Annotated in this window: 20 protein-coding genes and 1 pseudogene; 16 read left to right on the top strand and 5 right to left on the bottom strand. The window is 37.5% G+C overall.

What is annotated here, in order from left to right; genetic code table 11:
- Window positions 1–113 precede the first annotated feature (113 nt).
- Window positions 114–821 carry an SH3 domain-containing protein gene (locus ACIQYG_RS24135; protein ID WP_402843373.1) on the top strand — a complete coding sequence of 236 codons (708 nt, stop codon included), beginning with the start codon at window positions 114–116 and terminating at the stop codon, window positions 819–821.
- A 2,679-nt stretch (window positions 822–3,500) separates the two neighbouring features.
- Here ACIQYG_RS24135 and ACIQYG_RS24130 read toward each other — a convergent pair.
- On the bottom strand, window positions 3,501–3,914 hold the full coding sequence (locus ACIQYG_RS24130; RefSeq protein ID WP_402843370.1) for a hypothetical protein: 414 nt from the start codon (window positions 3,912–3,914) through the stop codon (window positions 3,501–3,503).
- Between the two features lie 702 nt (window positions 3,915–4,616).
- Between ACIQYG_RS24130 and ACIQYG_RS24125 the strand changes: the two genes are divergently transcribed.
- Window positions 4,617–5,648 (top strand): hypothetical protein, encoded by a 1,032-nt coding sequence (locus ACIQYG_RS24125; protein WP_402843367.1) that lies wholly within the window; start codon window positions 4,617–4,619, stop codon window positions 5,646–5,648.
- Window positions 5,649–5,798: 150 nt separating this feature from the next.
- Here ACIQYG_RS24125 and ACIQYG_RS24120 read toward each other — a convergent pair whose 3' ends face one another.
- From ACIQYG_RS24120 to ACIQYG_RS24110, 3 genes are read right to left on the bottom strand one after another with little or no spacing between them, the layout of a single operon-like run.
- Window positions 5,799–6,857: a polysaccharide pyruvyl transferase family protein gene (locus ACIQYG_RS24120; protein ID WP_402843364.1), complete on the bottom strand. Its 1,059-nt coding sequence runs from the start codon at window positions 6,855–6,857 to the stop codon at window positions 5,799–5,801.
- Between the two features lie 5 nt (window positions 6,858–6,862).
- Window positions 6,863–7,993 carry a glycosyltransferase gene (locus ACIQYG_RS24115; RefSeq protein ID WP_402843362.1) on the bottom strand — a complete coding sequence of 377 codons (1,131 nt, stop codon included), beginning with the start codon at window positions 7,991–7,993 and terminating at the stop codon, window positions 6,863–6,865.
- Window positions 7,990–8,691 carry a glycosyltransferase family 2 protein gene (locus ACIQYG_RS24110; RefSeq protein WP_402843360.1) on the bottom strand — a complete coding sequence of 234 codons (702 nt, stop codon included), beginning with the start codon at window positions 8,689–8,691 and terminating at the stop codon, window positions 7,990–7,992. The genes ACIQYG_RS24115 and ACIQYG_RS24110 overlap by 4 nt, the downstream gene beginning before the upstream one ends.
- 185 nt (window positions 8,692–8,876) lie before the next feature.
- Here ACIQYG_RS24110 and ACIQYG_RS24105 point away from each other — a divergent pair, with 185 nt between their 5' ends.
- The 14 genes and pseudogenes from ACIQYG_RS24105 (at window position 8,877) to ACIQYG_RS24040 (ending at window position 21,486) form a co-directional block, all read left to right on the top strand.
- Complete coding sequence (locus ACIQYG_RS24105) at window positions 8,877–9,104, top strand: DUF2642 domain-containing protein (RefSeq protein WP_402843357.1); 228 nt, start codon at window positions 8,877–8,879, stop codon at window positions 9,102–9,104.
- Entirely contained in the window at window positions 9,104–9,301 is a 198-nt protein-coding gene (locus tag ACIQYG_RS24100) for a hypothetical protein (protein WP_133352823.1), read from the top strand. The genes ACIQYG_RS24105 and ACIQYG_RS24100 overlap by 1 nt, the downstream gene beginning before the upstream one ends.
- Window positions 9,302–10,511: 1,210 nt before the next feature.
- Window positions 10,512–12,137 carry a nickel ABC transporter substrate-binding protein gene (gene nikA, locus ACIQYG_RS24095; RefSeq protein WP_402843354.1) on the top strand — a complete coding sequence of 542 codons (1,626 nt, stop codon included), beginning with the start codon at window positions 10,512–10,514 and terminating at the stop codon, window positions 12,135–12,137.
- A gap of 17 nt (window positions 12,138–12,154) precedes the next feature.
- The gene (gene nikB, locus ACIQYG_RS24090; RefSeq protein WP_402843351.1) at window positions 12,155–13,099 is read left to right on the top strand and encodes a nickel ABC transporter permease subunit NikB; all 945 of its coding nucleotides are present in this window, start codon (window positions 12,155–12,157) and stop codon (window positions 13,097–13,099) included.
- Window positions 13,096–13,926 carry a nickel ABC transporter permease subunit NikC gene (gene nikC / locus ACIQYG_RS24085; protein ID WP_034306314.1) on the top strand — a complete coding sequence of 277 codons (831 nt, stop codon included), beginning with the start codon at window positions 13,096–13,098 and terminating at the stop codon, window positions 13,924–13,926. The genes nikB and nikC overlap by 4 nt, the downstream gene beginning before the upstream one ends.
- Window positions 13,927–13,944: 18 nt before the next feature.
- Window positions 13,945–14,772 (top strand): nickel import ATP-binding protein NikD, encoded by an 828-nt coding sequence (gene nikD, locus ACIQYG_RS24080; protein WP_402843348.1) that lies wholly within the window; start codon window positions 13,945–13,947, stop codon window positions 14,770–14,772.
- A 33-nt stretch (window positions 14,773–14,805) separates the two neighbouring features.
- On the top strand, window positions 14,806–15,627 hold the full coding sequence (nikE, locus tag ACIQYG_RS24075) for a nickel import ATP-binding protein NikE (protein WP_402843345.1): 822 nt from the start codon (window positions 14,806–14,808) through the stop codon (window positions 15,625–15,627).
- 270 nt (window positions 15,628–15,897) lie between these two features.
- Window positions 15,898–16,381, top strand: a pseudogene (locus tag ACIQYG_RS24070) (DUF2975 domain-containing protein).
- Window positions 16,382–16,391: 10 nt separating this feature from the next.
- The gene (locus tag ACIQYG_RS24065) at window positions 16,392–16,613 is read left to right on the top strand and encodes a helix-turn-helix domain-containing protein (protein ID WP_402843344.1); all 222 of its coding nucleotides are present in this window, start codon (window positions 16,392–16,394) and stop codon (window positions 16,611–16,613) included.
- A gap of 106 nt (window positions 16,614–16,719) precedes the next feature.
- Window positions 16,720–17,073, top strand: coding sequence for a hypothetical protein (locus ACIQYG_RS24060; protein ID WP_402843342.1), 354 nt, complete (start codon window positions 16,720–16,722; stop codon window positions 17,071–17,073).
- Window positions 17,074–17,203: 130 nt separating this feature from the next.
- Window positions 17,204–17,878 carry a hypothetical protein gene (locus ACIQYG_RS24055; RefSeq protein ID WP_402843340.1) on the top strand — a complete coding sequence of 225 codons (675 nt, stop codon included), beginning with the start codon at window positions 17,204–17,206 and terminating at the stop codon, window positions 17,876–17,878.
- A 166-nt stretch (window positions 17,879–18,044) separates the two neighbouring features.
- Complete coding sequence (locus ACIQYG_RS24050; protein WP_402843338.1) at window positions 18,045–19,052, top strand: ketoacyl-ACP synthase III; 1,008 nt, start codon at window positions 18,045–18,047, stop codon at window positions 19,050–19,052.
- Between the two features lie 272 nt (window positions 19,053–19,324).
- Entirely contained in the window at window positions 19,325–20,287 is a 963-nt protein-coding gene (locus ACIQYG_RS24045; RefSeq protein WP_402843335.1) for a proline dehydrogenase family protein, read from the top strand.
- 314 nt (window positions 20,288–20,601) lie between these two features.
- Window positions 20,602–21,486 carry an aminoglycoside phosphotransferase family protein gene (locus ACIQYG_RS24040; RefSeq protein ID WP_402843332.1) on the top strand — a complete coding sequence of 295 codons (885 nt, stop codon included), beginning with the start codon at window positions 20,602–20,604 and terminating at the stop codon, window positions 21,484–21,486.
- Window positions 21,487–21,623: 137 nt separating this feature from the next.
- On the opposite strand, the gene ACIQYG_RS24035 is transcribed toward ACIQYG_RS24040, so the two are convergent.
- Window positions 21,624–21,989, bottom strand: a complete 366-nt coding sequence (locus tag ACIQYG_RS24035; RefSeq protein ID WP_402843329.1) for a hypothetical protein — start codon at window positions 21,987–21,989, stop codon at window positions 21,624–21,626.
- Between the last annotated feature and the right edge of the window lie 333 nt (window positions 21,990–22,322).

The following is a 22,322-nucleotide window of genomic DNA, read 5'->3' as shown; positions in this document are numbered from 1 at the left end:
AAGGAAGCTTATCGCTATCCCTAACGACTTCTGGATAGGCTATACTTATCTAGACAGAAAATTTAAGGTCAGGTAGACTACAGATACAACTAGTTATAGAAAAGAGGTCCGATATGCGACGCGATATACAACTGAATGAACGAGCTTTCTCCTCCAAGGAAGTGGCAGAAGAAGTGGGGATTGCAACTCCCACTGTTCGAAAGTATGGTCAAATCTTAGAGCGGAATGGATATGAGTTTTTGAAAGATGGAGATCGGCGTATCTTTGTTAAATCTGACATAGTAGCGCTTATAGCGCTACGCGATACGGACAAGCCCCTAGACGATACAGCTAAAGACCTTGTATATCAACAAAAAGAAAGATTAGAAGGATCCAATGAAACACAGATAGCGATACCCGATACATATGAAAATTCACCCCACGACCCCAATCAATTAAATGAGGTCTTAATGTTTTTAGTTAATGAACTCGCAGCCACACGTGAAATGAATGTCCAACTGACGAACGATATGTCACAGCTTAAAACAAAGGTTTCCCGGCTCCAGCAAGATCATCATGTTATAAGTTCTAGTATTGGAAATTCAGCGCAAAGAACTAATTCTAAAATTGAACAATTAACTGAACAACAAAATACCCATTACGAAACATTGCTGGAACAAGAAAAACAAAAAAGTGAACTCTTACAAAAAGAAATACAAAATATGCGGGACGAACAGAAAAAAGAATGGAGTTCACAAAATGAATTTAATAAACGTTTAGAAGAGGCTATACAAAAACGTTCCGAAAAATGGCGGGGGATTTTCTCCATATTCAGGAAATAAGTTGACTGTTAAGGTTTTTTGCCTAGCTGTGTATTGATTTGTTATTGATGAAGAAACATTTGATATAAATATGTTTTAAATAAATAAAGATTGAGAAAAGCATTGAAATGCGAATCTACAAAACTTTAAAAAATTCATAGTGCCATATATGATTCGCGTAGCTGAAAAACAGAATTAAGAAAGAATATTTCAACTTTACAGGTTTGGCACCTGTTATGTAAGAGCTCGGCGATACAAATGTATCGGACGTTCTACCATAGGCAAGCGAAGGCTCAATTGAAATTCATTGGAGATTTATTTAAGCGATATACATCTAAAACAAAATACACAATTTGAAGCAAGCAAAAAAGGCATGTTTGATAAAAAGGAAGCTGAGGGGGTTGAAAGCATGCATTCAAAAACAAAAGTCATCCTTAATAGAGGTGCTCCAGACAGGGATTGATCGGCTCTTTTTTTGTGTGTTTCGTATCGCTGGGCGATATAACTTGCAAATAAATTCGAATCTTTAGGTTTAATAGAAAAGCGGCGTTTGATATGCAAACATGATATTTATCCGAATGAACGAGTATTCTTTGTATTCAAGTGGAAGAAGAAGTGGGGATGCACACCCACTGTTCAAAAGTATGGTCAAAACTTAGAACGAAACGGATATGAGTTTTTAAGATGGTGGTTACCTATCTTTATTCAATCTGACATCGAAGCGCACATAGCGTTACGCGATACGGACAAGTCCCTAGATGGTACAGCTAAAGACCTTGTGTATCTACAAAAAGATAGATTAGAAGGAACCGATGAAACAGAGATAGTGATACTCGATATAATGACAACTTAACCCAAAATTCCAAACAAATAAATGAGATTTTAATTGTTTTAACCAATGAACTTGCAGCTACCCTTGAAATGAACGTCCACTGACAAACGATATGTCTCAGCTTAAAACAAAGGTTTCCCAGCTCCAGCAAGATCTATGTCCTCAATAGTGTTCTTCAAGAAAGGGGCTTATCGGTTCTTTTTTTTGTTTCGTATCGCTGGGCGATACAACATGAAAATAGTCCAAAAAAACCTTCATCTATAAATAGAAAGGGAATTCGATATGCAACAGGATATACTTCTGAATGAATGAGCATCCTCTTCAAAGGAAGTAGAGATGCAATGTTCGAAAGTATGTTTAAAACTTAGAGCGAAATGGATTACCGTTGTTAAAATGTGGAAGTTTGTATACATTCGTTCAATCCGACATCGAAACGCTTAATGCGATACGCGATACGGGGTGCCCCCTAAACGATATAGCTAAAGACCCTTGTATCAAGAAAAAGGAAGATTAGAAGGAACCAGAAACAGAGATAGCGATACCCGATACATATGACAATTTAACCCATGTTCTCATTCAATTAAAAGAGAACTTAATTTTTCAACCAATACACTCGCAGCTAAGCGTGAGATGAACCATTTAACTGACAAACGATATGTCACAGCTTAAAACTGAACAACAAAAAAACAATTAAGAGTTAATAACAATTTAAACCGAGGCAATCAAATCAATAGTAGAAATTCCTTTGTTCCAATTATTCAGAATCACTATTTTCAAATTTCAACAATTTCCCGAGAAATAACTACAAATTCTGAGTAAATATCGACAAAATTAGAAGGTTCTAAAAGATGTAGTAAAACATTGGTGAAAATTATGACCAATTGAGTTTTTTAACAAGGAATTCAGATGGAAGCGTGGTTGATTGAGTTAAAAACTTGATTGAAAACGTTTATAGGTATTGAGTATGGGGAGGTAGTCGAACTATATCTCTTTTGAATGAAAGCGTATGTGTTTGAGAAGAACACACCTTTCAGGACTAAAGAAATATAAAAGGGTGAATGAGGGCCAACCTACGATAGTACTGAAGGCAGCTAAATTGCCGTGAGTAGCGACCTGTGATGGCTCGAACATCACAACAAGACCTAGACAAGTCAAAGAGAACAAGGCTAAGACCGAAGGCAAAAGGAGGTCCCAAGGCAAGGGATACATATGTCCCAGCGTAGTCAAGACAAAGCAGGTAAACAATGATCACGTTTTGTTTAAGTAAATTAAAAAAGGCAGCTAATCCCCGCGAGTAGCAACCTATGCTAGTTGACAAGTACTTTGCAATCTCTAATTGGTCTAGAAAATCAACTATATAAAACGTTACAAGCTTAGCACCTTAAACAGGTGCTTTTTTTATGTGCATACTTAATAAACACTCCTTTTAAAAGGAGTGCCCTCTTGTTATACAATTTCAGAGTGATAACTATCTGGTAATTCACTAAAAATCTACATACTAAAGCTATCTAAACCTTGTTGGGTCAAAGCAAAGAAACAATTGCCCAATTTTGAAGCTTTTTCGAAGTAGACAAGCAATAACTTAATCGTTTTCTTTGTCCTCGGGTTTGTCCTCTTCTTTGTCATTTTCACGAAAGAAATACATATTGTTCTGGGGGATGGAGGGGAACAGCTGTTCCTATAATTTTTCCAGTGAAAGGGGCTGTTGAAAGTTGGGTTGAAAATGTGACATAGGGGCTTCTGAAATGAAATAACTAGGTTAAGAGCGCATAGTTCCATACAATGTCCCCCTGAAGCTAGTGAGTGGATTAGAACGATTAAAGCCTACATCCCAATTATAAGGATGTAGGCTGTTATTGAATGGAATATTATTGCGTTACTTTAAATGTATAAGTTATTTTTGCACTACTGGTATTTTCGAATTTAACACGGTATGTAGCGCCTTGGGTAACACCCGTCCAGTTTAGTGCTGTAGTGCCATTTTTAGCAGGATATTTTGTACGGTAATTATTCCAGACACCATTAGTCTTTTTTTGCAGAACTGCTTTGAATGTTCCAGATGCAGAGCTACTTGCTTTTACAGTAGTCCAAATTTCGTCTTTATAAGTAGTGGTCATGGTACGTTGGTAAACATAATTAGTGAATGAGCCAGAATGATAATAGTCAGTCCAAATAGTTCCTGGAACTGACCAATCAGCTGCCTCTGCTTTTTGAGTGCCTCCAAAGCTTGAAAGACTTAAAACAAGTGCAAGTGCTAGTGAAGCGATGATGCTTTTTTTCATATGTATTGGCCTACCTTCCTAATTTTATACAATATGATTCTAACACAAATACACAATAGTAAAATTACACAATTTCAAATTTTTTTCTTTATATTTTAGATTGTTACTCCTGTTTTTTCACGTATATTTTTCACTGACTCATTTTCATTTGAGCAAACGGATTATTTCATTATAACTCAGATTGTTGGACGACCTTTAAATTTTCCTCTTTCTTTGCAATAGCCAAGCCCTCTTTTTGTGCTTCCCTAATACGTTTCCGTTCTTCCTCAACTGTCCATGAAAGGATAGTTGGGGAATAGATCAGGCACTAATTTCCCTATCGCCTTAGATTCTTCTTTAGAAGATAAGAGTTTCGATTTAATAGTATCCAATATGGGTATTCAAGATCTTGCAAATTATGAAAAATCATTTTAAGAAATGTATCTTCTATTAGTGGATGCTGTTTTATACTTTCGATTCTACATCCTTGTTTTGTTACTCCAGAAAGTGGTTGGAAGAAAACAAGAGACTGTAGATGTCTGTATGCCCTAAACGCCGCTGAATTTCCATTACTCCTACACCCACTTATGGTAGTGATGGGCGTCTTTAAATGTTCATACTCCACAATATCCAATCTATTTATTTCACCCAAAAAGTCCAGCCCTAAAGGTGTTACCTAGCATAATATATAGTAAAATTCATTGTCTTCAGGAGAGGGTAACATTGACAAACTATGAACGGATTCCGAGTGGGGTTATCGTAATGTGGAGCGGTTCCATTAAGAATATCCCAACAGGTTGGTTGTTATGTGATGGAACGAAAGGAACTCCGGATTTGAGGGATCGCTTTGTTTTGGGAACAGGTAAAAATTCGGAAATTGGTGACACGGGCGGACATAAAAGAATAAAACTAAAGAAATCTCAACTTGTTCCCCATAGTCATACCGGCAACACGGCTGAGGCTGGAGACCACACACATATGGGTATGACGGATGTGGGGGGAGACCACACGCATACGGGAACAACGAATGTTGCTGGAGACCATACACATATGGGTACGACGGATGTGGGGGGAGACCACACGCATACGGGAACAACGAATGTAGCTGGAAACCATACGCATACCGGGACAACGAATATGGCTGGAGACCACACGCATACGGGAACAACGAATGTAGCTGGAAATCATGTGCATACGGGAACAACGAATGTAGCTGGAGACCATACGCATACGGGAACAACGAATGTAGCTGGAAGCCACACGCATACGGGAATAACGAATGTAGCTGGAAGCCACACGCACACCGGTATGACAGATCCTTCTGGAATACATTCACACCAATACGTTGATCGCGGCGACACAACCACTAATAAACCGGCAGGCGGGAATCAAGCAGCAGCCAATAACACTTCCGGCATTTACACCACATCTCCTGCAGGGGAACATACTCACAACTTTACGACATCTGAGGCGGGAGCCCATAGCCACGAATTTACGACAACAGAAGCAGGAGCCCATAGCCACGAATTTACGACAACAGAAGCAGGAGCCCATAGCCACGACTTTACGACAACAGAAGCGGGAGCCCATAGCCACGACTTTGCGACAACAGAAGCGGGAGCCCATAGCCACGACTTTACGACAACAGAAGCGGGAGCTCATAGCCATGACATTACGACAAACTTAGCAGGTAGCGGAAAGTCTATTAACATAATGAATCCGTACTATAAACTGGCATTTATTATGAAAAAATAGGCAGCTAAGGTCTAGTGGCCTTTTTCTTTTGCGCCCAGTTTGAGTTACCCTCAGAAAAAAACTCACCCCCAAAACTTAATGTCTGGAGGTGAATTTTAAGAGAGAAAATATATTTGAACTATTTGGAAGTTGTATATTAAAATCAAAAACTTAGTCTACTGTGAAATTATTTTTTATAGGTTCAATTATTAAGGGACTAAAATGTTCCTTTCTATTTTTGTACTGTTCGATTATCTTTTCATTATTTTGTTCAATTTCCCGGATCCCTTCCATAATATCGAGAGCTAGAGTATCAGAATCGGTTGAAACTACTAAATTCTCCAGCCCAAGGGACTGAAACAAATCGAATACTTTAAATCTGTAACCCAGGGCGATACAGGGGACATTACCTGCTAAGGAAAGGATATTAGCGTGCAGTTTAAAGTTAATGCTCAAACTGCAGGCAGAGAGTTTTTCAATAAGCTCTTCCTCTGAGTATAGTGATGGATCATAAGTCACATTCAAGGGGTCATTCAATTTATCGTAAAGTCGGTTGGAGGCCTCCCGGTCGCTGCCCCAGACAAGGTACAATAAAATTTTATAACCTGATTTTATTAATTTTTTGGATACTTGAAGAAGCGCATTTTCAATAGCAGCTTCATCCTGGCCGTACAATCGGTTGAATGTTGTACCCCAGTTTATTGCTGCTATTTTTTCCTTTTTCCTAATCACTGCGGGCGGGTTAAGCAAGACCCCGGGATCTCCAATCAGTTTAATTTTGTCACTGTTGATTCCAAATGTCTCTAGAACCTTTTTGGTAATCGGTCCCCTTACACCAACAAAAGCTGCTTTTTCAAGGGTCTCACGAAACAAGATTATATCTTTTTCTGTAAAAGTCTTTTCTAATGAAAATGATTGTCCCGAGTTTATAATGTCCAGCTGTTCCTTAGTTATCCAGTCTAGGCCGCTTCCCCATATAAAAACGTCTTTTCCAAGGTCTATTGCCTGTTTTAGTACTGCCATATAACCGGGGAGTAATAGGGAACCACCACCTAAGATAACTGTGTCATATTCTTCGGTATGATTGATATCCACGCCAGGCAGAGAAGGAACAATCTCAATCTCGGTGGAGTAATTATAGTGCTTGTTTAACTCTTTAAACACGTTCCATAATAACTCGTCCCCCAAGTTGCCAAAACCAATCCAACCGATATATAATACTTTCTTCAATACACTCATCCCTTAATTAGAGTTTTATAACACTCGAGCAGATTGGCTACACTGAATTTAATATCAAACTTTTTTAACATCCATTCGCGCGAAGCGGACCCTGCTTTTAATAGACGGTCAGATGGAGATAGTGAAGATCGAATGTCATTTGCCATTGTAAAGCGGCTGCAGGGTTTAAGAGAGCCGTGATCCCCAAAATAACAATGCCAAGCATCTTCAAAATTATGTTCTTCCACTAGACCGAAATATCCATGGCTTCCTGCCGCGATAACAGGTTTGCCGCACGCCATTGCCTCCAGGGCGACTCTGCCCGTTCCAATCACACAGTCAGCCAATGAGTAATAATGCTGTAAATCAAGTCTTTCACCCACTAAATTGATAAAGTTATCTGTTGATGAGCGATGTATCGTATCCGTTATGTCTTTTATTTCTTTAAACCGAGGGCCGCCACCAACAACTACAACATTTAAATTGGGAATGTCCGAAAGCTTTAAGTCTTTACAGGCTTTCAGGAAAATCATGCAGATATTTGCCTTAGTCCACGCTATTCGGCTGCTGTATAAAAGAACAAATGAATCCTTTGGGATCCCAAGCTGGACTTTTAGATCAGAGGAGTCTGATGGAGAATATCGAGTGGTGTCTATTCCGTTAGGGATGACAATTGTCGGTTGGTCAGTCAGTTGCTTTATGAATAGTTGGATTGGCGGGCTTACACAGATGATTTTATTTGCCAGGGGCAGTACCCGCAATAGTTCAGATTTTGGATAATAAGTTCCATGCACTGTAAATATTGAAGGAATACCAAGCTCTTTTGCTGCTTGAAAGGTTAAGAAAGCTGAAGGAGTTTGATGGCTATGAATAAGTGTTATTTTTTCAGTCATGATAATTTGTTTGATTTCTTTACATAACTTCTCCTGTAAATCCGCTGGAATTGGAAGAGAGTAGGGGAATGGCACTTGGTAAATGGGACATTGTAATCGACTGAAGGATTGTAATAATGAACCTCCCCTGCTTATGATGACGATCCCTATACCTTTATTTATCATTTCCTCAGCTAGACTCAAAACATGTGTTTCAGTACCGCCTACATCTATTCCATCAAGTGTCATTAGAACACGCATTGTAGATTCGCTCATATCTCGTTTCTGCCTTCCCCAAAAAATTCACGGGACCGCTGCATAGGATGGAGACGATAATAATAGAGTGCTTCTTTTAAATTTTCGATCTGGTAATTGGAGTTCAGACATTTTGCAATAAATTCATAGTCTTCAGCACCCTTTATCCTTCTGGTAGGGCCACCTAACTCATCAAAAACCACACCACGGAATAAAATCGTTCCATGACAAATACAATGACCTCCATTCCAATACACTTCCCTTATATCCTTACCGTACTTAAGCCAGTGTACATTATCCTGGTTTTCAAATTCACCATCTGGAAAGACTTTATAGTTTGTCCCAATCAACACATGGTCTGGATTCTTTTTCAAGAAGTTTACTTGTTTTTCAAACCGGTTTGGATGAGAAATGTCATCAGCATCCTGTACCGCAATATACTCACCAGAAGATAAATAATAACCAGTATTCAATGCCCCTGAAAAACCTACATTCCTGGGCAGCTCCACCACTGCAACTGGGAATGAAGGATTGTTTATTTTGATCCAGTTATCAATCCTTTCAGCAGTGTGATCAGTAGAAGAATCATTTACTATAATAAGTTCTATATTCTTATAAGTTTGGTTAAGTATACTATTTAAACAGTCATCAACATATGGGGCTACGTTATGACAAGTCATGACCACGCTTACTAACCCGGGAAATCTTTCGTATAACATTTTTCATCACCTCGGACATACTATATGTGAAATTGGTATCAAAGGTGAAACTTATCAAGCAAAATATTTAATTTGGTAATTCTACCTTTCTTTCAAAATATTCTATTTAGTTGTGTCAATAACTTGTCTACTGCATATCCTTTAGAGTGCAAGCAAAGTTTAAGAACATGGAAAGGATGAAAAGCGTGTTATATACAGATTTAATCTTAGGGCATTTTCGGTCATTAAAAGAGGCTCTTAAAGGTTTGGTCAATAGAAATATTATCATCACAACACATTTCTCGGGAGTAACAGGACAATTGATTCAAGTAAAGGATGACTATGTCGTATTGCGGGAAACGGGCGATAGCTTAGTATACATCCCGATTAGAAGTATAGAACTGGTAACACTCGTCGAGGAGGAGGAAATATAATGTTTAATGAAGTCCTGAACAATCTAATCACTCACAATATACAAGTGGCGACAGATACAACTTTAGTGGAAGGACTATTGGTGAAGAGCCAATCTGGTTTGATTGAAATCGTTGAATCGATAACAGGGTATGAAAATCAAACAAGGCTTGTAATTATACCGATAGTTTCCATTAATTTTGTGAGAGTTGCAGCTTAGAATAAAAGATAATGCCTCTATAAGTTTTCCTTAATTACCAACATAAACCTCACTGTATATATAGGATAGAAAACCTTGTACGGATGCCTGGGAAGTTCATTTTCTTGTAGTGTTGTTTTCATAATAGATTCAACTTTTTGGATGAAACCAAAGGGGAATTGATTGTGAGAAGGAAGGTGATGAAGGACTGGGAATGTGTCACCTGACATTTTCTCATTTTTTTGTATATCGCCATTGTTCATTTGGTTTGGCGATCCAGGCGAAGTGGAGTGTGGACTGTTTACAGCTGCACTCCGTTTTCCATTACTGGAGACACCATTCAAAACCTTGTTACTTCCATATTAAATTATTAATTGAATGGGCGGCATGTTTTCGCTTGAATCCCTTAATATAAGGGGTTTGTAAGGTGGAGAATAGTGAAATGCTAATTTTCAGTTCTTGATACAACTTAATTTCACCGATAGAGGAGACCTTTTGTAAGTTCACTGAACTTATGGGAGGTCTTTTCTTCGATATTTTTATGTTCATCGTGCTACTTTACGGACCTATTACACGGCTTTAAAAATTCTATTTTCCATATCTAGAACAGCAGAAAACAGGGGAAAGGAATATAGTATGAAGTGATTGATGATTATAATCAGGGTCATAACTTTGTTTTTGTTAAATTGCTGGCGAAAGTCCAGGACGCCAATGGAATATCATTCTATTTTTCAAGAACTTAAAGGGAAAAAACGGAATGCATCTAACACCATATGTCCACCCTTCCGAAGATGAGAACCTGCAGGATTGGGAAAAGGCGGCTTTAAGGAGAACTCCAAAGGGAATTTACATATTGTATCCGCGATGCATAAATCATTATTTTAGAATAATAATGTCAACTTTATCCTCTTATGAGGTTAAGATTATTGCAACTGATGACTTTGTTATCAAAAAACAGGTGAATGATGATTATATCTTCACAACGGAATGTAAATCATTTTGGCCATATTCCTAACTTTCACGAGCAATACCGGCTTCAAAAGGGGTCGAACGCAAGAATATTTGGAGTAGCATCATAGATGAAAAGGAGATTGAGGTTCTATGTATCTAAATATGCTTTGTTATAAACATATATATATTTTTCGAGAGTTTCGACATTATATTGACAATAATATAGTTACTCATTACAATTGAAAATAATTCTCAATATGGTACAGGGGGCACCAATGTTATGTCAAAACGAAGAAACAGCAAACAAGTGTTATTTATATCTGCAATCGTTTTAATTTTATCGACGCTTTTACTTGGATGTACAAATGAATCCAAAGAAAATTCAACTTCAAACAAAGACAGTAAAGACATGCTTACTTTTGCTTGGCCTAGGGATATAGGTGAAATGAATCCGCATGTCTATAATCCTTCTCAATTATTCGCTACATCAATGATATATGAACCTTTGGTCAGCTACCAAGATGGAGGTAAGGTGAAACCGCATTTAGCTGAATCTTGGGAAATTTCCAAGGATGGGAAGGAATATACGTTCAACCTCCGTCAAGATGTGAAATTTTCTGACGGTACGAGCTTTAATGCTGAAATTGTGAAAAAGAACTTTGATACTATATTGAAAAATGTTGATTTACATAGTTGGTTGGGCTTTATTCCGAAAGTGGATCAAACGGAAGTAATTGACCAATACACATTTAAACTAACATTAAAAGAACCATATTATCCTACTATTCAAGAGTTAGCCGTCGTTCGTCCAGTCCGATTCTTAGGTGATGCTGGATTCCCTAAAGATGGGGATACTTCAAAGGGTGTTAAAAAACCAGTCGGTACAGGTCCATGGATTTTGGAGGAACATAAAGCGGATGAATATGCTATTTTCAAACGCAATGAAAATTATTGGGGTGAACTCCCTAAAGTAAAGAAAATCAAAGTCAAGATAATTCCTGATGCTGAAACCCGTGTTCTTGCTTTTGAAAAAGGTGACCTGGACCTAATTTATGGTGAAGGTGCTATCAGTCTGGATGCTTTCAAACAATTAGAAACAACAGGTAACTATGAGACTAGTATTTCTGATCCGGTTGCGACAAGACAACTAGTTATGAATACGAAAAAAGAACAACTTTCAGATTTACGTGTCCGCCAAGCGTTACAATATGGATTTAATAAAAAAGCAATGGTTGACGGAGTTACTTCTGGGTTGGAAGAGAAGGCAGATTTCATTTTACCGACAAACTTCCCGTATACTTCAGACATTGATGTAACAGCGATTGATTATAATGTCGAAAAAGCAAAAGCCTTATTAGATGAAGCAGGATGGAAGCTTCCAAAAGGAAAAAACGTTCGTGAGAAAGACGGAAAGCCGCTTGAAATCGAGTTAATGTACGACTCTGCAGAATCGATTCAAAAAGCAATGGCCGAAACATTACAATCTGAGTGGGCGGCACTAGGTGTTAAATTGAATATCGTTGGAGTTGAGCTTACGGTACAAATTGAAAGATTCAAAGCTAATGATTTTGAATTGAATTTCTTTAGTAACTATGGAGCTCCATATGATCCACATACTTTCGTAAATGTCGTTGGTTCAGAAGGATTTGGTTTTAACGAAGCCATTTCATCTTATCCGAACAGAGATGAGTTGTTAAAACAAATTGCAGATGTTCCTGGAACGACCGATGAAAAAGAACGTCAAGAACTTTACTCAACCATTTTGGAATCACTGCAAGACCAAGGAGCGATTGTGCCTATTTCTTATATTAAGAAAATAGCTGTTTACCAAAAAGATGTATCTAATTTTACATTCCCTGCTAACCGGGATGAACATCCATTCACAGGAATTAGCATCGAGAAGTAAGTTACAGGAGGGTTTTCATGGGTAATTATATCTTGAAACGAATTATGGCCATTATTCCCATCTTTCTTTTGGCCACTCTTCTAACGTTTGGAATGATTCACCTTTCACCAGTGGACCCAGCTGAGGCATATTTATCTGCAGCACACATCCAATCTACAGATGAGATATTGGCTCAGAAAAGACATGAGTTTGGCTTAGATCAACCCCTCCATGTTCAATATGTAAATTCTATTATTAAGATATGCCAATTTGATTTTGGCATATCTTATCTTTCGAATAAACCTGTTTGGGAAGAGGTTACATATCGAATGCCAGCGACCATTCAGTTAGCTTTAGGTAGCATCATATTGGCTATCCTGGTCAGTATCCCTCTTGGGTTTTTGGCGGGCATAAAGAAAAACAGTGGGATTGACCATTTTAGTCGCCTTCTCTCTTTTTTCGGGGCATCCATCCCTTCTTTTTGGCTTGGATATTTATTGATATTTTTCTTTTCTGTTAAACTCGACCTATTCCCTGTTGAAGGAATCGGGACTTGGAAACATTTGGTTCTCCCTTCCGTTACTTTAGCTTTGCCATTAATAGCTTTGTATACTCGATTATTACGTGCTAGCGTTCTTGAAAATTTACAGGAACCTTATGTCCTTTTTGCTCGTACAAGAGGGATTCATGAGAAAATCATTATGGGAAAGCATGTATTGAGAATAGCCATATCTCCTATGATTACTGGACTAGGAATGAATTTAGGAAAGCTGCTGACTGGAACCATTATCGTCGAAGCGGTCTTTTCCTGGCCAGGATTCGGACGTTATTTCATTGAAGCTATCTTTAATCGGGATGTTCCTGTCATTCAGTGCTATGTGCTTTTAGCAGCGGGACTATTCATTATTAGCAACTTGATTGTTGACCTTATTCAAATGTGCATCGACCCGCGCATCTCCAGAAAAGGAGGGGAGCGTCAATGATAACAAGTCTTCGTATTATGATGAGAAGTCAGAAAGTGATAGTCCTTTGTTCAATAATATTGAGCTTCCTATTTATCATCACCATCTTGGCTCCTTGGATTGCACCTAATGATCCTATTGCTGTCAATTTAGCTAATAAACTACAGCCATCTTCCTTTGAGTATCCATTGGGAACAGATCATTTAGGAAGATGTACGTTATCACGCATCTTATATGGAGCTCGCATTTCGTTAGGATTTGCCACATTGATCTTTATTTCATCTTTAGGCATCGGTTTGATTGTCGGAACCATTGCTGGTTATAAAGGCGGATGGGTGGACCAGGTGCTAATGAGACTGTGTGATGGTGTTATGGCATTTCCGAATCTTTTGCTCATTCTTGGACTTGTTGGTATATTGGGACCTGGCCTTAAACAGGTCATCATAGCATTGATGCTTGTGCAATGGGTGTATTATGCGAGAATTTTCCGAGGAATGGTACTTAGTCTAAAAGAACAAAACTATATAGCGGCAGCTAAAATAAGCGGTTCTTCTCAATGGAAGATAATAAAGAAACATATTGTTCCAAATGTTCTTCCTCCGCTCGCTGTTATGGGTACATTAGAAATGGGTTGGGCCATCATGGATATATCGGCCATGTCGTTTCTAGGTTTGGGCGTGCAACCTCCTACACCAGAATGGGGAGCAATGATTCATGAAGGGAAATCCTATATTCGGACGAATCCAGAATTAATGCTATATCCAGGTTTGATGATTATGCTTGTTGTCGTCACCTTCAATTTATTAGGCGAAGCGCTATCAGAACGTTTTGGAGTCAAACGTCGTTAATAAAAAGGAATGAGAAGATTGAGAACAGAACGGTCGAATGTATTAACAGTGAGCGATCTACATGTAAAAGTACAAACAAAGGAAGGTGCTTCCACCCTCATTCAGGATATTAATTTCGAACTGGAAAAAGGGAAGGTATTGGGCCTTGTTGGGGAAAGTGGGAGTGGCAAAACCGTTACGAGTATGTCCATTCTACAGCTTCTTGATCGGAAAACAACGACAATTGAAGGGAGCATTACCCTCCAAGGGCGTGAATTAAATGGTTTGGACGATAAAGAAATACGTGGAATTCGCGGCAAGGATATTGCCTTTATTATGCAAAATCCGATGAATTCATTTACGCCTGTTTTTACAATTGGCAATCAATTTGTCGAAACGATTAGGTCTCATACCGCATTGAATAAAAAACAAGCAAAAGAGCTTGCCATCGAGGCGATGCAAAATGTAAACCTGCCAAATCCCGCGAAACTATTAAAAAGCTATCCTTTTCAACTGAGTGGAGGTATGCTTCAACGCGTGATGATTGCGATGGCCGCATGTTTACAGCCTTCCGTTATTATTGCTGATGAGCCGACAACTGCACTCGACGTTCATAACCAACTACAGGTACTTCGCCACTTGGATAAAATTCGTTCTGAATATGGAACATCCATTTTACTCATTTCTCATGATCTTGGAGTCATTTCTGAAATGGCAGATGATGTAGTCGTTATGCAACATGGCAGAATTGTAGAAACAGCAAATGTGTATGAACTATTTGATAATCCGCAGCATGAATATACAAAGAAACTGCTAAATGCCCGCCTTAGCATTAAACATGATGAGCCTATCACCCATATGTTGTGATATATGGACTGCATTTTTTTGAGGGGTGAACAAATGAGTTTATTACAAGTAAAAGCAGTAACTCATAGCTATAATTCTCATACGTTTTTAAAATGGAAAGAGCCTTCTAAAAAAGTACTCACTGACATTTCCCTTTCTATTGACGAAGGAACATGTTTAGGGCTGCTTGGCACGAGTGGAGCTGGAAAAAGTACATTAGGAAAAGTGATCCTTGGCTTAGAACGTCCGCAGCAAGGACAGGTCCTGTTTCAAGGGCATGATATCTACACTGCTGATAAGATTACTCGACAAAGGCTGCGCCGAGATCTACAAGTCGTCTTTCAGGATTCATATTCAGCTGTCAATCCACGAATGACAGCCGAAAGTATTATAGGCGAGCCATTAGAAAACTATGAAAAACTAACCGTAGCCGAACAAAAAAGAACGGTTATTGAGTTATTGGAAAGAGTGGGCCTAAGTGAGAAGGATTTGAAAAAATACCCACACCAATTTAGCGGTGGACAATTGCAAAGAATTAATATTGCTAGAGCAATCTCTCTTAAGCCACTGCTAATTGTCTTGGACGAATCTGTAAGCAGTCTGGATATGGTTAATCAAACACTGATTTTAGAATTATTAAGTGAGTTGAAAAAAGACTTCGGCTTATCTTATCTTTTTATTACACATGATATTAAAGCAGCTTATTCAATCGCGGATACTTTGGGTGTACTGGAAAAAGGGGAATTAATCGAGCATTACAATTCTAAAGATCAGTTTTTTTCATCAGAACATCCTGTCGTTAAACAGATGAGAAGTTCTATACTTGCTGAGCATCCGCGTTTTCGTTCTCTTCCAATGAGGATTAACAAGTCCTAGTTTAGAATATATATTTGAAGGCCTCGATTTCAGGTTGAAAATCGAGGCTCTTGTTTATCATATTGGGGAGTTGCAGTAGGATACTTTTTACCCGGTTATTCGTTTTTTACGATTTAGCGCTGTGGGCGTTTCGTTTATTATTGAATATCCGGCTGCCATCTGGCAGCTTCTTTTTAGAGTATAAGTTAAATTGTATAGTTTAAAGTTATCGAGCATTTCGCTGTAATGGGGAATGCTTTTTATTTTTGCCCTATAAATGAGGTGCTTTTTATGAAACGAAGTTCAACACTCTTTTTAAAGGTAGCTGTTATTTTTATCGGAATTCCGGTTCTTGCTTTGTGTCTATTTCCCAGATAGCGAATGAAGCAAATGAAGCAGCAGAAAGAGGTTCAGACTTGGCTTATGTGGTATATGGCCTTTTAATGGTTATGTATGTGTCGGCAATCCCATTTTACTTCGCTTTGTATCAATCTTTTAACCTATTAAGCTATATTGACAAGAACCAAGCTTTCTCGGAATTATCTGTAAGAGCTCTAAAGAAAATCAAAAACTGTGCCATCACAATCAGTGGCTTGTATGTGGTGCCCTACCATTCGTCTTTATCCTAGCGGAAGTGGATGACGCACCGGGTCTCGGACTAATCGGAATGGTCATGATTTTTGCCCCCATGGTGATTGCTGTCTTTGCGGCTGCCCTTCAAAGACTTTTACAAGAAGCCATCGATATAAAATCAGAGAATGACTTAATAGTCTGAGGTGAATAACATGGCAATAATAATCAATATTGATGTGATGCTTGCTAAAAGGAAAATGAGCGTAACAGAACTTTCGGAAAGGGTTGGAATAACGATGGCTAACCTTTCCATATTGAAAAATGGAAAGGCAAAAGCGATTCGACTATCCACGTTAGAAGCGATTTGTAAGGCTTTGGACTCTCAGCCGGGAGATCTTATAGAATACAAAAGTGAAGAGGGGAATCAAGGATAATAGACAACAAATTTAACGGGTACTTTACTTCATTTAGGGAGGCTGCTATGGCAGCCTTTTGCTTATGGAACTCCCATGAAAATTAAAAAAAAAGGAATAACGGAAAGTGTTGGAATTCATAGAACCACAGTTTGCAACTAATTTTTTAAATGTCGAAGTTAAAGTTTTCGATAAACATTTGCATATATTGCTTAATGAACATTATCCTTTTTTAGCTTTTGCGTCTTTTGTTGATTTTGAAAATGTTAAATATATTGCTGAACCCGAATTATTGAAACAGTTTAGTCCTTTTTATAAGGTTTTGAGTATTGAGGGACTTAACGAGCCCTTATATATTAAAGAGAGTACTGGAAAGATTAATTTAGAAAATGATAATGAATTGAATAGTGCTGAATTGGAACAAATAGCGTATTGGAAGCCAAAAAGTGTTAGAGAGACAATCTATAATTTTTGGGATTAGAATTAATAATACTATTGAACAAACGGGTGCGTTAGCTGAAGAAAACTCTAATAAGCCAGTGAAAACAACATTTTCACGTGGTATATAATAAAAATATAACTATCCGAACCTTTTAAGAGAGGCGAATAACTTGAAGATAGAAATAAGCTACCTCCCTCCAGAAAAAATAATAACTGTACCTGGCCCAGAAGCCACTTATCCTTTTGAGATTACCGGTGAGTTCCAATATATCGTAGAGTTTTCTTGTTATATTGATGGGGATTATACAGATGCCCATGAAGAATTCTTTTGCAATTGGTTGGAGAGCCCAAATTATTACCCTATTTATTCACTTGCGGAAATCTATGATTTTCAATTAGAAGAGTACGAAGAGCTGTTTAAGATGCAAAATATAGAGTTCAATTATATGAAGGGGAGTAGCAAAGACACGTTCTTTGTAAAGGCAATTATCCGCAGCCCACAGCAATTTAAACAATATTATCCTTATTTGCACGGGAATGGGAGCATGTTGAACTTATCATTATGGTCCTTAAAACAGGATGTCTTCAGACTAGAGGAAAGGGAACATGAGTCGCCTTATCCCGTAAAAAGGACTAAAAATAACCGAACAAGACTTATTAAACTAAAATGGATAGCCAATACCCTGATAGCAACTTTAACAGAGAGTTCCACTATGTTTTGGGTAGGGCATGATGGCGATTATATAGCCGCATTCTCAAATGATGAAAACTTTTCAACAATAGACTCTCTTCAAAAAATAATGCCGGAAAAGGTTGAGCTGGTGACTGATTATGAATGGGAATAGTGTTTTCCCTTTCCATACCCTTGTTGAACTAACGGGGCAGTTTACTTCAATAAGGAGTAAGTGTTTTAGAAAAAAAAGGAATTTAAATTGATTAATAACAATATAAATTGTTATAATTAGTACCAGGTATTAATACTAACTTCTAATAAATATTTGGGGTGAGCGTATGATAGGGGCAAGAATAACAGCTATCGGGACATATGTACCAGAAAAAAAATTAACAAATTTTGAACTTGAGCAAATGGTTGAAACAAATAATGAATGGATTATTCAAAGAACCGGGATTCATGAACGAAGAATAACCCGTCCTGATGAATTTACCAGTGATTTATGCGTATCTGCAGTAAAAGATTTAATGCACAGATATAATAAAGAAGTCAAAGATGTAGATATGATTATTGTGGCAACAAGCACACCAGATTTACCATTCCCATCTGTCTCAAGTATCATACAGGACCAATTAAATATATCCCAAACAGGTGCCATAGATTTAAGTGCAGCGTGCGCAGGATTTGTTTATGCAGTACATACAGCACACAGTTTAATTTCTTCTGGGCTCCACAAAAAGGTACTAGTTATTGGAGCAGACACACTCTCAAAAATTACAGATTATACGGATAGAAATACATGTGTTTTATTTGGTGATGGTGCTGGTGCGGTATTAGTTGAAAGAGATGAACAATCAAAAAGTTTCATTGGATTCCACCTAGGAAGTGATGGAAGAGGAGCACAACATGTATATCGACCTGGACTATCAAAAAAGATCAATGGGATTGAGTTAATAGATACTCAATATCTTGTACAAAATGGTAGAGAAGTTTTTCGATGGGTTGTAAGGAATGTTCCTGAGAGTATAAGACAGATATTAGAAAAATCGCAAACGATTTTAGATCAAGTTGATTGGTTTATACCTCATAGTGCTAACTTAAGGTTGATAGAGCCAATTTGCGAAAAATTAGAATACCCAATGGAAAAAACGCTTTATAGCTTAGTCAACTTTGGAAATACCTCTGCTGCAACCATTCCTTTAGCTCTTGATCTTGGAATCCGTAAGGGAAAAGTCAAAAATGGAGACCGAGTTCTTATGTACGGATTTGGATCTGGATTGGTTCACGCTGGACAACTTTTAGAATTAAATTTTGACGAACAAATTAATACTCCTACACCGTTGTGATGTATTCTAAGTAATCATTTAGATAAACAGAATATTTTATGACGCATAAACTTTATCCTCGAGAAAGATTGTGAAACATTCTACTTAAACTAACGGGTGCTTTAGCTGAAGATCGAAGCTGTCTTTAAGGCAGCTTTTTCTTATGGGGCCAGGTAGTGTATACGGACTTTACGGTAAAACATATCATGATCTAGTAAAATGGTATACTATATAAAGAAATCAGAATTTTCACAAACGAATCTAAACTATCCATAAAAAAGGGCGTGATATAAATGTATAACGAAGCAGAACAGCGTGTTTCAAAAGCATTGAAATCGATCGCACGAAACGAAGATATCAAAGAATACATACAAAACTCTAAGGAACTTTTCCCTCTCTTTATGAAAGCTGCAACAAGATTTGTCTCAGGCCATACACGGGCAGAGGGAATGGCACGTATTTCCATGCTTGCTCAAATGGGTTATCAAGTATCCATCGAGTATCTTGGTGAAAACACACGATCCGAAAATGAATGTATCTCAGCAAAGAATGAATTTCTCTCACTGATTAACGAGATTGGCGCTAAAGAAATGAAATCAACCATTTCTTTCGATCTTTCACATATAGGTATGTCGATCTCAGATGCTCTTGTATCTAAACACTTGAAAGAAATCGCACTACAAGCTCAACAATACGATATCCAGCTCATGATTAGCATGGAGGAGTCAGAAAAGACCGATCAGATCCTTAACATATATAAAAAACTGTCACCGATGTATGCCAATCTCGGTATAACATTACAAGTACACTTACTCCGTTCCCAATATGACCTGCAAGAATTACTGGAATTTCAAGGGAAAATTCGCTTAGTAAAAGGTGCTTATCAAGAAAAAGAAGGTACGTATATCCCACGATCTGTAGAACTAGATAAGCGTTACGTAGATTTTGTTATGGCTTGTGTGGCAAGAAACCATCCTCTGTCGATAGCAACACATGATGAAAAGCTTGTCGCAGCACTTAAAGAAAATGGACTGATAGCCAATCCATATACTGAAGTAGAAATGTTAGATGGTGTTCGTCCAGATTTAATTAAATCACTTAGAGATGAGAATTTCCAGACGAAGGTGTACGTCACATATGGAACGGAATGGTACTTGTATCTTGCACATCGCATAGCAGAGCATCCACCAAATCTGTATACGTTTGTGTCTGATATGATTGAGTCAAAAAACCTACAGACCTCCCTTTATGAATAAAGAAGACTATGGATATTTTAAAGGCAGAATGATTGAGCTCTGCCTTTTTTTATTTCTCAGTTTATTTCAACTCTACATAAGTCTTAATGAACTAACGGGTGCTTTAGCTTAGGATCGAGCTGTCTTTAAAAGGCAGCTTTTTCTTTATGCAACTGTCGGGGCAGGATAGTGGAATAAGAGGTCCTTGTAGTAAGTATATGGTACATTAAATGTAATCAAATTAAAGGGGTTGATAAGGATGCGTTTATCAAATAAATTTGTGACTGTAACTGGGTTTTGGGTGATGAATAAATAAAATTATAGGGAGAAATTAAATGATAAAAATCGACGTAGATTTAGTTTCGAAGTTAATAAATAGCCAATTTCCAGAGTGGTCTAATTTGGAAATTAAGCCTGTTAAAAAAAGTGGAAATGATAATAAAACTTTTCACTTAGGCAACAGTATGAGCGTTAGGCTACCAAGTGATGAAGCCTATGTACCCCAAGTTGAAAAAGAACAAAAATGGTTACCCATTTTAGCCAAGCATCTTTCTAAACCAATATCTGAACAATTAGCTAAAGGAGAACCAAGTGAGGATTACCCACATCCTTGGTCAGTCAACAAATGGTTGGATGGAGAGACATTAACTTTAGAAAATATAGATGATTCAAATCAATTTGCAAATGATTTGGGGAAATTTTTAGTTGAATTACAATCTATTGACGCCAGTGAAGGTCCCTTAGCTGGCGAACATAATTTTTATAGAGGCGGAGATATTGTTGTATACGATGATGAGTGTAGAGATGCCATTAATAATAATGTAAATACTTTTAATAAACACCTATTGAAAGAAATTTGGGAATTGGCATTAACTTCAAAGTGGGCTGGTGAACCAGTTTGGGTCCACGGTGACATAGCCCCAGGAAATATATTAATTGAAAATGGTAAATTGTGTGCGGTTATTGATTTTGGGATATTGGGAGTAGGAGACCCTTCTTGCGATGCTGCAATGGCTTGGACTTTTTTTGATGATAGTAGCAGAAAGACATTTAAGAATGCATTGAATTTTGATGCAGAAACTTGGAATAGAGCAAGAGGTTGGGCTTTATGGAAGGCTTTAATAACCTACAACTATAATAAACAATCTAACAAAGCAGTCGCAGATGAACAATGTAATATTATAGAAGTAATCATTAATGATTACGAAACTGAAAGATAAAGGCATTAAAATAGATTTTTTTATTGCACTAACGGGTGCGTTAGCTGAAGATTGGGGCTGTCTTTAAGGTAGCTTATCTTATGGTACTAACGGGGCAGTTTAGTTAAGGAAAGAGATGTTAATTACAACATCTCTTTTTACTCCACTTCGTCTTCAGTTTTCAGCATTTCTTCATCTATGATGTCAACTAATTCTTGAATACTAAACATATAAAGAACAACTTCTTTATCAACATCTTCAATATGAACTTCGGCTTCAATTCGTATTTTTGTTTCTTTTCCTTTATAAATAACATCAAAAGTTCCAATTTCTTTAACTTCGTTGTGTTTCATTGTGTCGGTTTCAGATGTAATAGAATTGATTTCATCTTGACTAAAACCTGAATCCAATACTGTGGATGATAAATGTTTTAAAAAAGGTTCTACTTCTTCAGGATCAAAATTCATTCCAGCTGCAAATGGTGCTTCTTCGTTGTCATTTGTATTATTTTTTTTGTTAACCATATAAATACTACCTCCAACGAAAAGTATAATAAGACTAATGATTAAAAATTTCACATATTTTCACGCCTTTTTATTTAGCATTATAAAGCAACATTTAATCTTCTTGGATATTGCTAATCGGTGTAAATAATTCCAATATTTTTTTGATATAAATAAAAGAATAAAAGGTTTCTTAATGAACTAACGGATGCTTTAGCATAAGATCAAAGCTGTCTTTAAGGCAGCTTTTTCTTATGCCACTAAAGGGGCAGGTTAGCATTCCTGTAGATCGTTAAATATCAGGTTTGAAAAAAATAGAGCCCCTCAGTAAGATACGAGTATAGAGTCCAATCT

It is taken from the genome of Peribacillus sp. NPDC096622 (assembly GCF_044762665.1).
GTDB lineage: Bacteria > Bacillota > Bacilli > Bacillales > DSM-1321 > Peribacillus > Peribacillus frigoritolerans_B.
The sequence above is the reverse complement of the archived record's forward strand: the minus strand, read 5'-3'. Positions and strand labels throughout refer to the sequence as shown.